Here is a 13,110-nt window from a genome sequence, read left to right on the forward strand (position 1 = left end):
TAACGAAAACCTCTATGAATTTTTTCATAGAGGTTTTTTGCTGTATTTGCATATTTTTCGGGATAGCGTTAAAACTAAAGAGAGGAAGTTCCGCATAGCTGTTTATCAGGTACTTGCAAAGTGATATGGAAATGATTATAATTGAGTTAAGGTCAAAGAAAGTCAAAGTCAATTTACTTCTCAACAACGGGAGGCTGAATTGATGCGTAATGTTTCCGAGATTATTGAGCAATATCTAAAGCATATACTGCAGCAAAGCCCCGAAGGGTCTATTGAGATCCAGCGGAATGAGCTCGCTGATCAATTTCAGTGTGTGCCGTCTCAGATTAATTATGTCATCAGCACACGATTCACCCTTGAAAAAGGCTACGTGGTGGAAAGCAAACGCGGGGGCGGGGGTTACATCCGGATTCAGAAGATTGAACTCAACGCCTACGGTTCACTGCTGGACACCATCATGACTACCATTCGTGAAAGTATAGATCAAGCGTCGGCCGAAGGGTTGATTTACCGTCTGGAAGAAGGCCGGTTGATCAGCCGGAGGGAAGCAGCCATCATTAAAGCGGCAATATCGCGGGATGTGCTTCAGTTTAAGCTTCCTTTGCGGGATGAAGTCCGTGCCCGGATTTTAAAGGCGATGCTGATATCCTTACTGAGCAAATAAGGAGGGGTTGACGTGCTTTGTCAAGAATGCGGCAAACGGCCCGCAACGCTTCATTTTACGAAAATTGTTAACGGTGAGAAAACAGAGTTTCACTTCTGTGAAACATGCGCCAAAGAGAAGGGCGAGCTGATTCCCGGTACGCCGGGAGGTTTCTCCATTCATAATTTGCTTTCGGGTCTGCTGGACTTTGATCCTTCTTCCGGAACGGTCTCAAGCAAAGCGCGTCCGATAAGATGCGAACACTGCGGACTTACGTATTCACAGTTTAGCAAGCTGGGACGTTTCGGCTGCAGCCACTGCTATGAAAGCTTTCAGGATAAGCTGGATCCCCTGTTTAAACGGGTTCACGGCAATACGCAGCATGTCGGCAAAGTGCCGAAACGCTCCGGACAGGAGATCGAGCAGAAGCGTGAGGTGGAGCGTCTCAAGAAAGAACTTCAGACGTACATCGAACAGGAAGAATTCGAGCAAGCGGCTGAACTGCGAGACCGTATTCGCGACCTCGATAAGAAGTCAGCCGGCAGCAGTTAACTTCGACGCCCGCCTCAAGCCTTTGAACTTGGAGAAAAGGAGGGTTCCTCTTTGAGACATTTTGTCAAGGAAGCATTAAGCGAATGGATGAAAGGGGACGGTCCCGATTCGGATATTGTGATCAGCAGCCGCATCCGGATAGCCCGGAATCTGCAAGATTATCCGTTTCCTATGTTGGCCGCGAACCAGCAGTCCGCGGAAGTGCTTGAGAAAGTTTCAGATGTACTGGGCAATGAGGATTTAAAAACGATCAGCGACTTCACGCTTGTACCGCTCTCGGAATTGAATGAACTGGAGCGGAGGATCCTGGTGGAGAAGCATTTGATCAGCCCGAATCTGGCAACCGAATCGCGGAACGGAGCCGTTATCCTTAATGATAACGAATCTATCAGCATTATGGTGAATGAAGAGGATCATCTGCGGATTCAATGTCTGTGTCCCGGATTTCAAATTAAAGAGGCCTGGGATCTGGCGAACCAGATTGACGATATTTTCGAATCTCAGTTAGACTACGGCTTTGACGAAAGACGCGGCTACTTGACCAGCTGTCCTACGAATGTGGGAACCGGTATACGGGCTTCGGTCATGATGCATCTGCCCGCTCTTGTTTTGACCCAGCAAATCAATCGAATTCTATCGGCGGTTTCACAGGTTGGCCTGACAGTCCGGGGCCTATATGGCGAAGGAAGCGAAGCGTTAGGAAATTTATTTCAGATTTCCAATCAGATTACGCTCGGCCAGTCCGAAGATGAAATCATCGATAATCTATATAGCGTAGCCAAACAGATTATCGAACACGAGCGCGCCGCAAGAAGGCAACTCATGCAGGAATCCAGAATACGTATAACAGACCGCGTTATGCGGTCATACGGAATTTTGACTCACGCTTCGATTATCGATTCCAAGGAAGCGGCACAGCGGCTATCCGATGTCCGCCTTGGCATAGATCTTAATTTAGTGGGGGAAGTTCCCGCACACACTATGAACGAACTTCTCGTGATGACACAGCCAGGATTTTTGCAGCAAATAGCAGGGGAGCTATTATCTCCCGACGACCGGGATATCCGGCGTGCCGAAATCATCAGGGAAAGATTCAAGCCGTGTCATAACGTTTAATGGTACTATACGACTTTCGTTCGAAATTACAATGGAGGTGCTAAGTATGATGTTTGGAAGATTTACGGAACGTGCACAGAAAGTTCTTTCCCTTGCACAGGAAGAAGCAGTACGCTTGGGTCACAACAATATAGGTACAGAGCATATCTTGCTGGGTCTTATTCGCGAAGGCGAAGGCATTGCGGCCAAAGCGCTGGTGGCTCTCGGACTCGGACTTGAAAAAATTCAAGATGAGGTCGAATCATTAATCGGCCGCGGACAAGAGCAACCCTCCAATATCGCTTACACACCGCGTGCCAAAAAGGTCATTGAACTTTCGATGGACGAAGCCAGAAAGCTTGGCCATACGTACGTAGGTACGGAGCATATTCTGCTCGGTCTGATCCGCGAGGGCGAAGGGGTTGCGGCACGCGTGCTGAACAACCTGGGCATTTCCTTGAACAAAGCCCGCCAGCAAGTCCTGCAGCTCCTTGGAAGCAGTGAGGTCGTTTCGAGCAATCACGGCAGCGGCAACAATGTCAACACGCCTACACTGGACAGTCTCGCGAGAGATTTGACGGCTATTGCCAAAGAGGGCAACCTCGATCCGGTAATCGGACGCTCCAAAGAAATCGAGCGTGTTATTCAGGTTCTCAGCCGCCGCACCAAAAACAACCCGGTTCTGATCGGGGAGCCAGGTGTAGGTAAAACGGCTATCGCCGAGGGCCTCGCTCAAAAGATCATCAACAATGAAATTCCGGAAACGTTAAAAGATAAGCGTGTCATGACGCTCGATATGGGTTCTGTCGTGGCAGGCACCAAATATCGCGGTGAATTTGAAGATCGTCTGAAGAAGATCATGGATGAGATCCGCCAGGCGGGGAACATCATTCTCTTCATCGATGAGCTGCATACCTTGATCGGCGCCGGCGGTGCAGAAGGTGCGATTGATGCCTCCAACATTCTGAAGCCGGCTTTGGCCCGCGGCGAACTGCAGTGCATCGGGGCTACTACTCTCGATGAGTACCGCAAATACATCGAGAAGGATGCCGCTCTGGAGCGCCGCTTCCAGCCGATTACGGTGGATCAGCCGACTCCGGAAGAAGCGATCCAAATCCTTCACGGACTGCGTGACCGTTATGAGGCGCATCACCGGGTGAAAATCACCGATGAAGCTATCGAAGAAGCAGTCAAGCTCTCGGATCGCTATATCCCCGATCGCTTCCTGCCTGATAAAGCGATCGACTTGATCGATGAAGCAAGCTCGAAAGTAAGGCTTCACTCTTACACGGTACCGCCTAGCTTGAAAGAGCTGGAGCAAAAGCTCGAAAACATCCGCAAGGAGAAAGACGCGGCTGTTCAAAGCCAGGAGTTCGAGAAAGCCGCTTCATTGCGTGATACCGAGCAAAAGCTTCGCGAAGAACTCGACAGTACGAAGAACGAATGGAAAGAGAAGCAGGGACGCATGGACACGGAAGTGACTCCGGACGACATCGCTCAGGTGGTTGCAAGCTGGACCGGAATTCCGGTACGCAAACTGGCCGAAGAGGAGACGGAGCGTCTTCTTAAAATGGAAGATATCCTTCACAATCGTGTGATCGGCCAGGAAGAAGCGGTTAAAGCTGTTAGCCGCGCAATCCGCCGCGCAAGAGCGGGTCTGAAAGATCCGAAGCGTCCGATGGGCTCCTTTATCTTCCTGGGTCCGACCGGTGTAGGTAAAACCGAGCTTGCCCGCGCTTTGGCGGAATCCCTGTTCGGAGACGAAAATGCCGTTATCCGCATTGATATGTCCGAATATATGGAGAAACACTCCACGTCCCGTCTCGTAGGAGCGCCTCCGGGCTATGTAGGCTACGAAGAAGGCGGCCAATTGACCGAAAAAGTACGCCGCAAGCCTTACTCCGTTGTCCTGCTTGATGAGATCGAGAAAGCACATCCGGAAGTGTTCAATATCCTTCTGCAAGTGCTGGAAGACGGGCGCCTTACTGATTCCAAAGGCCGTACCGTCGACTTCCGCAACACCTTGATCATCATGACGTCCAATGTGGGCGCCGATACGATTAAGAAAAATTCGACACTCGGCTTTACGGCTGTCCAAGACTCCGGCAAAGATTACAACAACATGAAGGACAAAGTCATGAACGAGCTGAAGAAAAGTTTCCGTCCGGAGTTCCTGAACCGGATCGACGAAATTATCGTCTTCCACTCTCTCGACCAGAAGCATATTGCTGAAATCGTCAGTCTCATGGCCGATGAGCTCCGCAAACGCTTGAAAGAACAGGAGGTCGACTTTACCCTCACCGATGACGCGAAGAACTTCCTGGCTAAGGAAGGCTTTGATCCAAGCTATGGAGCAAGGCCGCTTCGCAGGGCAATCCAGAAACACATTGAGGACCGTCTCTCCGAAGAGCTTCTCAAAGGAAGCATCTCCAAAGGCGACTCCCTTACTATAGACGAAAAAGACGGCGAACTTGTTGTACTTCGGAACGAAGAAGCGATGACGCAGACCAAATAAGGTATAAAATCAAGCATTTTGCGGTATGCAGTTGTACCGCAAAATGCTTTTTCTTTTGCCAAGTACTTTCATAGCATTCGCAAAAATGGTAAACTTTGAATGACGCTGGAACGGTTTGCCCGTTTTAGGCGTAGAAAGAGAAGGGGAACTTCGCGCCATGAGTAAAACAAAAACGAAATTCATCTGCCAGCAGTGCGGGGTTGAAACCCCGAAGTGGCTCGGCAAATGTCCCGGCTGCGGAGCGTGGAACAGTTTTGCCGAAGAAGTGGAGACGGTTGTCAAGACCCAGGGAATGAATTCTTCTTTCCTGCGGACGAAAGAAAAACCGACTCCGATCATAAACATAGAAAGCAGTGTTGAACAGCGTGTGCTCACGGATAACGGAGAGCTCAACCGCGTTTTGGGCGGCGGGTTCGTCCCCGGCTCGCTCATTCTGGTTGGGGGAGACCCCGGCATAGGCAAATCGACGCTGCTCCTGCAAACCTCGCACTCGCTGACCAAAGAGGGGCGGAAGGTTTTATATATCTCAGGCGAGGAATCGATTCGTCAGACGAAGCTTCGCGCGGATCGGCTGGATGCCGTTTCGCCGAATCTATACGTGCTCTGCGAAACGAATATGGAAGTGGTTGAAGAGGCGATCCAGGAGGTTCAGCCGGATTTTCTGGTCATCGACTCGATTCAGACCGTCTACCATCCAAGCGTATCCTCCGCCCCGGGAACCGTTTCCCAAGTACGTGAATGCACAAGCCATTTCATGCGCATAGCTAAGCTTAAGAATATAGCGACGGTTCTTGTCGGCCATGTAACCAAGGAAGGCGCCATTGCAGGACCGCGCCTGCTTGAACATATGGTGGACTGTGTGCTTTATTTTGAAGGGGAACGGCATCACACCTACCGCGTTTTGCGTGCGGTTAAAAACCGGTTCGGTTCAACGAACGAAATCGGCATCTTCGAAATGCGGGAAACCGGGCTGGCCGAAGTGAGCAACCCGTCGGAGCTTTTCTTGTCCGAGCGCCCGCTTGGCGTAGCCGGATCGACAGTCGTCGCCAGCATGGAAGGAACGAGACCGGTCCTGGTTGAGATCCAGGCGCTTGTCTCGTCAACCAACTTCCCGTCTCCGCGAAGAATGGCTACGGGAATCGACCATAACCGGCTGTCACTCATTATGGCGGTCTTGGAGAAACGGGTCGGCCTGTTCCTTCAGAGTCAGGACGCTTACTTGAACGTAGCCGGCGGAGTCAAACTCGATGAGCCGGCTGTCGATCTGGCGGTGGCGATAAGCATCGCCTCCAGCTTCAAAGAGCAGCCGACGCAGGCTTACGACGCCGTGTTCGGTGAGGTCGGGCTCACGGGAGAGGTCCGCGGCGTATCGCGTATCGACCAGCGGGTCAAGGAAGCGCAGAAGCTCGGCTTCCGGCGCGTCATTATGCCGGAGAAAAGCCTCAAGGGCTGGACGCCTCCAAAGGGCATCGAAGTGGTCGGCGTAAGTACGGTGTCCGAAGCTTTAAAAGCGGCATTGGACTAGTTTAAAAGTTTATGCGGCCGGATTAGTTCGGCCCCGCAAGACGGATCTATTGAAAACAAGGCATAGCGGAACACGCTCGGCTAACAGAACGGAAATGCTTCAGGAGGATTAACATGAGCAAAGAAGAAACTAAACGAGACGTCATGAGCCAACTGCTCCAGCTGGTCGCTCCGGGTACGCCTTTCCGCGATGGGCTCGAGAACGTGCTTCGTGCCAAAACGGGAGCCTTGATTGTCGTCGGATGTACTCCGGAAGTTATGGAAATCGTGGACGGCGGATTTTCCATCGACTGCGATTTTACGCCAAACTATTTGTATGAATTGGCCAAAATGGACGGAGCCATCATTCTAAATGAAGATGCCAAGAAAATTTTATATGCGAATACCCAACTGATTCCGAACTCTTCGATTCCATCGACCGAGACGGGAATCCGGCATCGTACGGCCGAGCGGGTTGCCAAGCAGACGAATAAACTGGTTGTGTCTATTTCCCAGCGCCGGAACATTATTACCTTGTATCAAGGAAACCTGCGGTATTCCCTCAAGGATATCGGGGTCATTCTGACCAAGGCGAATCAGGCGATCCAGACGATGGAACGTTACAAGACGGAGCTGGATCAGTCCTTAATCAATCTGGGCGCTTCCGAGTTCGAAGAGCTTGTGACTCTGCATGATGTCACCAATGCCATTCAGCGGGTAGAAATGGTGCTGCGTATTAAGAACGAGCTCAACAGATATATCACGGAGCTTGGAACCGAAGGACGCCTGATTTCCATGCAGTTGGAAGAACTGGTCGGTAATACGGAGCTGGAAGTACGTCTGCTTCTGAAGGATTATGTCCGGGAACTCAGCGAAGAGAAGATCAAAGATATTTTGCTGGGGCTCAAGCGTCTCTCTTCCGAAGAATTGCTCGATCCGCATCATATTATCCGGCTGCTCGGCTATCCGCACACTAACGCCGTATCGGAGGAACTTGTTTCTCCGAGAGGGTTCCGGGTACTCAATAAAATCCCGCGGCTTCCTTCTATCATTATCAGTAATTTGGTGGAAAAGTTCGGTCACTTACCTCATATCACGGTGGCGACAATCGAAGAGCTGGATGAGGTAGACGGAATCGGAGAGGTCCGGGCGAGAGCGATCAAGGAAGGGCTGCGCAGAATTCAGGAGCAAGTATTAATTGACAGGCATATTTAAATTGCATACAATCATAAAGTATAAATATGGGTTGAATCACGTTGTTTTAATGGGGTACAGTATATTTAGAGGTGGACTAAACTAATATGATAACTAAATCGCTTCCTAGCTTGTTTACTGTTGGGAATCTGTTTTTAGGCGTTCTGGCCATTATTCTCGTGTTTAATGAAAGACCGGATACGGCAGCCGTACTTGTCATTGTGGCTATGCTGCTCGACGGTCTGGATGGACGAGTTGCTCGTGCGCTCAACGCACAGAGTGAGTTTGGTAAAGAACTGGATTCTTTGTCGGATGTCATTTCGTTCGGTGTAGCACCGGCATTCATTATGTACGTTGTCGCATTCGGCGATATCCGCCCTGCCGCGGCAGCTTGGGTCGTAACGGCAATATTCCCGATTTGCGGAGCTCTTCGTCTGGCACGTTTTAATGTGGTGGCAGGTACACCGGGTTACTTTATCGGCCTACCTATTCCGGCGGCAGGCGGCATACTTGCAACGCTGGCATTGTTCCACAACGAGCTTAACGTCTATGTTCTGCTGGTCAGCACAGTGCTGCTTTCCTATCTGATGGTGAGTAACGTCAAATATCCGAACTTTAAGAAAGCGGGAATTCCCAAAGCCGCTATCTGGATTACACCGATCATTGTGATCATCGCGGTTATTATCGGAATCAACAAACCATCGTTCATTTCCAAAATGATTTTCATACCGCTTGTGATCTATGCGCTCTATGGCTTAAAAAAAAACGTTGATCGCCTCTTCGTTCTTCGCCGCAGAAAGCACAAAGCCATGGAAACGACCGAAGATCTGGCGAATTCAAAAACTCATCTATAAAAAAGAGCAGGAAGTATAAGCTTCCTGTTCTTTTTTTTGCCGCTAAATCAGGGTTTCGGTGAACAAAAAAAGCATCTATTTTCATCCGGGCTTCGGAGGAGAATACATGCTTTTTTCTTCTATACTAAGACATATTGAAAAATCCGAGTGTCGAGCATTTTTTCGATTCGTCTTCGAGTACTTTTTCCAAGTTCACATCAAGAAGATTGCTCAGAGCGGAAAGATAAAAAAGGTGCTTACCGATTTCAGTGGAAATCGCCTCCATGCAGTGCTCGCACAACTGGCCTTCCAAATGGGTTTGCAGCTCGATTTTAGCCTGATCCAATGTCATTTCGGGAGAATACTCCTGTTTCTTGGCATTGACTTCAACGCAGCCGCATTCGGTAATCGATTTGATGACAGAGCGGTTCACACCGGCATTGGATTGTTGGAATTTGGACAATACATCAAGCAGGCTGCGATGGCGAAGCAGCAGTTCACCAACTTGTTCCTGGAAATCTTTCAGGGACAGGGCACTCATCTCATGCACCTCATTTTAGTTTCGTCTCCATCTCATTATATAGAAATTAGGTTAGCGAGGCAATCTGACACCTGCTGCGTGTTTATACATCCAACATTTGGAACATACTTGTAACAGGGGAGAGGATCCTCTTACTTTGGATGATGGAGGTGAATCCGTAAGATGAAATGGATTCAATGGATTATTGCCGTCTTAGGTGGTGCGCTCGGTTACGGGTGGAGTGATGCCATTATTCAATTATCGGGAATCAACGGTGGAACGGTTGCGGATTACACGGCAGCTGGAGCGGGATTTATCGGGATGTTTATCGTGTCATGGATAGGCATGGGCCTTATTTTAAGACTGGTGCAGCGTGGAGAAAACAGCTTATCGCAAATGCCCGCTTCCGATCTTCTTCCTGCCGCATTCGGTACGATCGTGGGGCTGCTTGCAGCCGTGCTGGTATTCCCGGCGCTTGAACGGGTTCATGTAGTATTGGCGGGTATGGCTACCGTTCTTCTGGCCTTCATGGGCGGGCGGATCGGCTACGGCAAGAGCGAGGAAATCTTCGAACTTCTGAGCAGCCGGAAAGACGGGGGAAGCGGCAAAGGAAAAATGCCGGAAGAACACAAGATCCTCGATACGAGCGTGATCATAGACGGACGCATTGCGGACATTTGCAAAACGGGGTTTATTGAAGGAACGCTGGTTATTCCGGAATTCGTCCTTGAGGAGCTGCAGCATATCGCGGATTCTTCCGATTTGCTCAAACGTAATCGCGGCAGGCGCGGATTGGATATTTTAAATAAAATTCAGAAGGAACTTGACGTGAAAGTTCTTATCTATGAAGGCGACTTCGAAGAAATTTCCGAGGTGGACAGCAAGCTTATCCGGCTCGCCAAGGTGCTTCAAGGCAAAGTGATCACCAACGATTACAACTTGAACAAGGTCTGTGAACTCCAGGGCGTATCCGTTCTGAACATCAACGACTTGGCGAATGCCGTGAAACCGGTGGTACTCCCCGGTGAAGAGATTCTGGTTCAGGTCATCAAGGACGGCAAAGAGCATGGACAAGGAGTAGCGTATTTGGATGACGGAACCATGATCGTCGTTGAAGGCGGCCGGGACTTTATCGGCTCCCTGCTTGAAGTAATGGTTACCAGTGTCCTTCAAACGTCAGCGGGACGAATGATCTTCGCGAAGCCCAAGCTCTTGGAAAAAGCGCAATAAAGGGTTATCATAGGGAGAGTATTTCGCTGGGGCTGCAGCTAGGCACGTTAAAGCAGAGGAAAAAGGCTGCAGCAGCAAAACCCGGTGGTAACCGGAGGTATGCAGGTGAATAAAGTCGGCGTCATCGTCGTTGCGGCAGGCAGAGGTTCACGAATGCGGACGGCGGAAAGCAAACAATATCTGGAGCTGGCGGGCAAGCCGATTTTGGTACATACGCTGGAACTCTTCGAGAAGATGGCCCGTATCGACTCCGTCGTGCTTGTGACCGGGGAAGCGGACGTCCCGCGCTGCGAATCGTATGCCGCCCGCTACGGGCTGCATAAAGTCAGCCGGGTCATAGCCGGCGGTGCGGAACGGCAGGACTCCGTCCGGTCGGGACTGGAGGCGCTTGGCGCGGAAACGCAGTGGGTGCTTGTCCATGACGGCGTCCGCCCGCTCGTTACCGAAGAGCAGGTAGGCGCCTGTCTGGACAAAGCCATAGATACGGGTGCAGCCGTGCTGGCCGTTCCCGTTAAAGACACGATCAAGGTCGTGAGTGAGGATGGCCAGATCATGTCCACACCCGACCGCAAAAGCTTGTGGGCGATCCAAACGCCGCAGGCTTTTCGGTTTTCTCTTTTAAAAGAAGCGCATGAGGAGGCAATCCGAGACGGATTCCTTGGCACAGACGATGCCATGCTTGTCGAACGGGCGGGGCATACGGTGCATGTCGTCGAAGGGGATTATGCCAATATCAAAATCACTACCCCCGAAGATCTGCCATGGGCGGAATGGTTGTTAGGCAACAGGAGAGGAGAATAGACGGATGATTCGAGTAGGACAAGGATTTGATGTGCATCAGTTGGCGGAGGGCCGCCCGTGTATTATCGGAGGCGTTACGATTCCGTATGAAAAGGGACTGCTGGGGCACTCGGATGCGGATGTGCTGCTTCACGCGATTACCGACGCCATACTGGGGGCGCTGGGTTTGGGCGATATCGGCAAGCATTTCCCGGATACGGCTGCCGAATTCAAGGATGCGGACAGCCTGGTGCTGTTGAAGCGGGTCTGGGCCCTGGCCAAAGAACGCGGGTACCGGCTCGGCAACGTGGATTCCACCATCATCGCCCAGAAGCCCAAAATGGCCCCGTATATTCCGCAAATGGCGGAAATTATTGCCCGGGCGCTGGATGCGGAACTGGAGCAGGTGAACGTAAAAGCGACCACTACGGAGCAGCTCGGCTTTACCGGAAGAGGCGAAGGAATCGCGGCGCAGTCGGTTGTTTGTTTGATAAAAGGTGTGCTATCATAAATTATTATTTCAAAGGATCCCGCAAGGGAAAACGGAAGAGAGGCTAATACCATGAGTACCCCACTCCGCGTACGTTACGCACCGAGTCCGACCGGACATCTTCATATCGGTGGAGCCCGTACCGCTTTATTCGATTATTTGCTTGCCCGTAAAAACGGCGGCCAATTCGTGGTCCGCTTCGAAGATACAGACCAGACTCGTCATGTCGAGTCCGGTGTACAGAATCAGCTGGACGGCTTAAGCTGGCTTGGGCTGAATTGGGACGAATCCGTCGATATCGGCGGGCCGTACGCCCCTTACCGTCAGATGGAACGTCTGGGCTTGTACCAGCCGTTTATCGATCAGCTGCTGAGCGAGCGGAACGCGTATCCCTGCTACTGCACCGAGCAGGAGCTCGAGCGCGAACGGGAAGAGCAGGAAGCGCGCGGAGAAACTCCGCAGTATTCGGGAAGATGCCGCCGCCACCTGACCGCCGAGCAGAAGGCGGAGTTCGAAGCGGAAGGGCGCAAGCCTTCTGTCCGGTTCCATGTACCGAAGGATAAGATTATCGCATTTAAAGATAAAGTACGTGAAGAAGTCGAATTCGAAACGAACGGAATCGGCGACTTTATCATCGTCCGTCCCGACGGAATTCCGACCTACAACTTTGCCGTTGTACTGGATGACCACCTTATGAAAATCTCCCTCGTCATCCGGGGCGAGGAGCATTTGACGAATACACCGCGTCAGATCATGCTGTATGAGGCGCTCGGCCTGCCGGTCCCGGATTTCGCGCATCTTTCGCTGATCCTCAACCCGGACCGCAAAAAAATGAGCAAGCGCGACGAGTCCATCATTCAATTCGTACAACAATACAGCGAATTGGGTTATCTGCCGGAAGCGGTCGTGAATTTCATCGCTTTGCTGGGCTGGTCTCCCGGAGGCGAAGTGGAGATGTTCACACTGGAAGAGCTTGTGGAACAGTTCGATCTGGACCGTGTTTCCAAAAGCCCGGCCGTCTTCGATATGGACAAGCTTAACTGGATGAACAATCATTACATCAAACAGGCACCGCTCGAAAGAATCGCCGGACTGGCTGTTCCTCATCTTCAAAAAGCGGGGCTTATACCGGCGGAACTCTCGGAAGACCAGCAGCGCTGGGCGACCGAACTCGTCGGCTTGTATCAGGAACAGCTTCGTTACGCTGCGGAGATCGTAGATCTCGCCGAGCTGTTCTTCCGCGAAAAGCTGGCTTTCGACGATGAAGCGGCCGCGCTGCTTGCCGAAGAGCATGTGCCGGCCGTGGTGCAAAGCTTCTTGAAACAGGTGGAAGCGGCCGATAGTCTGGCGCCGGAAAATGTGCAGAAGCTGCTTAAAGCCGTGCAAGCGGAAACCGGCTATAAGGGCAAACAGCTCTTTATGTCCATCCGTGTAGCTTTGACGGGACAGATGCACGGAAGAGACCTGAACATGACCATCCATCTGCTGGGCCGCGAAAAAGTGCAGGAACGGCTTCGCGCCTTATTGTAAAGCTGTCTCTTTTGAGCTATACTGATACCAACTTTATACGTTTATGAACAGCGCCGAACAGGAGAGTACCCATAAGACGGAATCTCCAGAGAGGATAACCGAGCGGTAACCCGCTGGGCTGAAAGTTATCCGATCCCTTTATGAGGAAATGCACCTGTGAGCTGCTGCGCCGAATGATGGCTTACGCCTCTGTAGGTTCAGTCGGGTCGTACCCGTTAACAACGC

12 protein-coding genes are annotated in these 13,110 nt (G+C 51.2%); 11 read left to right on the forward strand and 1 reads right to left on the reverse strand.

Annotated elements, in window-relative coordinates; translation table 11 throughout:
• The first annotated feature begins 202 nt into the window (after positions 1 to 202).
• From PCH01S_RS27885 to pssA, 7 genes are all read left to right on the forward strand, one after another.
• The gene (locus PCH01S_RS27885) at positions 203 to 664 is read left to right on the forward strand and encodes a CtsR family transcriptional regulator (protein WP_009674502.1); all 462 of its coding nucleotides are present in this window, start codon (positions 203 to 205) and stop codon (positions 662 to 664) included.
• Positions 665 to 676: 12 nt separating this feature from the next.
• Entirely contained in the window at positions 677 to 1,195 is a 519-nt protein-coding gene (locus tag PCH01S_RS27890; RefSeq protein ID WP_042235459.1) for a UvrB/UvrC motif-containing protein, read from the forward strand.
• 87 nt (positions 1,196 to 1,282) lie between these two features.
• Positions 1,283 to 2,311, forward strand: coding sequence for a protein arginine kinase (locus PCH01S_RS27895; protein ID WP_241688924.1), 1,029 nt, complete (start codon positions 1,283 to 1,285; stop codon positions 2,309 to 2,311).
• A gap of 46 nt (positions 2,312 to 2,357) precedes the next feature.
• Entirely contained in the window at positions 2,358 to 4,805 is a 2,448-nt protein-coding gene (gene clpC, locus PCH01S_RS27900; protein ID WP_042235464.1) for an ATP-dependent protease ATP-binding subunit ClpC, read from the forward strand.
• 157 nt (positions 4,806 to 4,962) lie between these two features.
• Entirely contained in the window at positions 4,963 to 6,330 is a 1,368-nt protein-coding gene (radA, locus tag PCH01S_RS27905) for a DNA repair protein RadA (RefSeq protein ID WP_042235467.1), read from the forward strand.
• A 113-nt stretch (positions 6,331 to 6,443) separates the two neighbouring features.
• Positions 6,444 to 7,523 carry a DNA integrity scanning diadenylate cyclase DisA gene (gene disA / locus PCH01S_RS27910; RefSeq protein WP_042235469.1) on the forward strand — a complete coding sequence of 360 codons (1,080 nt, stop codon included), beginning with the start codon at positions 6,444 to 6,446 and terminating at the stop codon, positions 7,521 to 7,523.
• An 86-nt stretch (positions 7,524 to 7,609) separates the two neighbouring features.
• Positions 7,610 to 8,356, forward strand: coding sequence for a CDP-diacylglycerol--serine O-phosphatidyltransferase (pssA, locus tag PCH01S_RS27915; RefSeq protein WP_042235471.1), 747 nt, complete (start codon positions 7,610 to 7,612; stop codon positions 8,354 to 8,356).
• A 124-nt stretch (positions 8,357 to 8,480) separates the two neighbouring features.
• On the opposite strand, the gene PCH01S_RS27920 is transcribed toward pssA, so the two are convergent.
• A complete protein-coding gene (locus tag PCH01S_RS27920) occupies positions 8,481 to 8,876 on the reverse strand; it encodes a hypothetical protein (RefSeq protein ID WP_042235473.1) in 396 nt (131 codons plus the stop codon).
• Between the two features lie 162 nt (positions 8,877 to 9,038).
• On the opposite strand from PCH01S_RS27920, the gene PCH01S_RS27925 reads away from it, so the two are divergent.
• The 4 genes from PCH01S_RS27925 to gltX all read left to right on the forward strand — a co-directional run bounded on the left by PCH01S_RS27925 (position 9,039) and on the right by gltX (position 12,885).
• The gene (locus PCH01S_RS27925) at positions 9,039 to 10,085 is read left to right on the forward strand and encodes a PIN/TRAM domain-containing protein (RefSeq protein WP_042235474.1); all 1,047 of its coding nucleotides are present in this window, start codon (positions 9,039 to 9,041) and stop codon (positions 10,083 to 10,085) included.
• 99 nt (positions 10,086 to 10,184) lie between these two features.
• On the forward strand, positions 10,185 to 10,886 hold the full coding sequence (gene ispD, locus PCH01S_RS27930) for a 2-C-methyl-D-erythritol 4-phosphate cytidylyltransferase (protein ID WP_174446857.1): 702 nt from the start codon (positions 10,185 to 10,187) through the stop codon (positions 10,884 to 10,886).
• Positions 10,887 to 10,890: 4 nt separating this feature from the next.
• Positions 10,891 to 11,376, forward strand: a complete 486-nt coding sequence (gene ispF, locus PCH01S_RS27935; RefSeq protein WP_042235478.1) for a 2-C-methyl-D-erythritol 2,4-cyclodiphosphate synthase — start codon at positions 10,891 to 10,893, stop codon at positions 11,374 to 11,376.
• Between the two features lie 51 nt (positions 11,377 to 11,427).
• Positions 11,428 to 12,885 carry a glutamate--tRNA ligase gene (gene gltX / locus PCH01S_RS27940; RefSeq protein WP_042235480.1) on the forward strand — a complete coding sequence of 486 codons (1,458 nt, stop codon included), beginning with the start codon at positions 11,428 to 11,430 and terminating at the stop codon, positions 12,883 to 12,885.
• Positions 12,886 to 13,110 lie beyond the last annotated feature (225 nt).

Origin of the sequence: Paenibacillus chitinolyticus NBRC 15660 (genome assembly GCF_000739915.1) — a bacterium.
GTDB lineage: Bacteria > Bacillota > Bacilli > Paenibacillales > NBRC-103111 > Paenibacillus_F > Paenibacillus_F chitinolyticus.

Excerpts from the sequence above, each read along its gene's own strand:
- radA (WP_042235467.1), top strand. The coding sequence starts at position 4,963 with ATGAGTAAAACAAAAACGAAATTCATCTGCCAGCAGTGCGGGGTTGAA.
- ispD (WP_174446857.1), top strand. The coding sequence starts at position 10,185 with ATGCAGGTGAATAAAGTCGGCGTCATCGTCGTTGCGGCAGGCAGAGGT.
- PCH01S_RS27895 (WP_241688924.1), top strand. The coding sequence starts at position 1,283 with ATGAAAGGGGACGGTCCCGATTCGGATATTGTGATCAGCAGCCGCATC.
- gltX (WP_042235480.1), top strand. The coding sequence starts at position 11,428 with ATGAGTACCCCACTCCGCGTACGTTACGCACCGAGTCCGACCGGACAT.
- PCH01S_RS27920 (WP_042235473.1), bottom strand. The coding sequence starts at position 8,876 with ATGAGTGCCCTGTCCCTGAAAGATTTCCAGGAACAAGTTGGTGAACTG.
- PCH01S_RS27885 (WP_009674502.1), top strand. The coding sequence starts at position 203 with ATGCGTAATGTTTCCGAGATTATTGAGCAATATCTAAAGCATATACTG.
- clpC (WP_042235464.1), top strand. The coding sequence starts at position 2,358 with ATGATGTTTGGAAGATTTACGGAACGTGCACAGAAAGTTCTTTCCCTT.
- ispF (WP_042235478.1), top strand. The coding sequence starts at position 10,891 with ATGATTCGAGTAGGACAAGGATTTGATGTGCATCAGTTGGCGGAGGGC.
- PCH01S_RS27925 (WP_042235474.1), top strand. The coding sequence starts at position 9,039 with ATGAAATGGATTCAATGGATTATTGCCGTCTTAGGTGGTGCGCTCGGT.
- pssA (WP_042235471.1), top strand. The coding sequence starts at position 7,610 with ATGATAACTAAATCGCTTCCTAGCTTGTTTACTGTTGGGAATCTGTTT.
- disA (WP_042235469.1), top strand. The coding sequence starts at position 6,444 with ATGAGCAAAGAAGAAACTAAACGAGACGTCATGAGCCAACTGCTCCAG.